Origin of the sequence: Flavobacterium sp. FlaQc-28, assembly GCF_044007415.1 — a bacterium.
Classification (GTDB): Bacteria; Bacteroidota; Bacteroidia; order Flavobacteriales; family Flavobacteriaceae; genus Flavobacterium.
In genome coordinates, this window is sequence record NZ_JBIPCM010000046.1 from 1 (window position 1) to 217 (window position 217).

At 48.8% G+C, this 217-nt stretch carries 1 protein-coding gene; it reads left to right on the forward strand.

Annotated features, from left to right (window positions below; all coding sequences use genetic code 11):
- Positions 1 to 217, forward strand: a 217-nt coding sequence (locus ACHRVL_RS23125; protein WP_395415611.1) for a hypothetical protein, incomplete at both ends; no start/stop codon positions are given.

Consider the following 217-nt stretch of genomic DNA (forward strand, 5'->3'; position numbering starts at 1 on the left):
GAACGTATACTTACACCGTGGCGGCTACAGCTCCATGTACTGTTGATGCTGTTTCGACAGTTTCAGTAACAGAGCAGGCGCAGCCAGATGCAGGAACAAACGGAACATTAACGATTTGTTCAGGCAGTACAGTAACATCAGGATCATTATTTGCAGCATTAGGCGGAAGTGCAGATGCAGGAGGAACTTGGACTCCAGCTTTCGCAGGAGCAGGAAC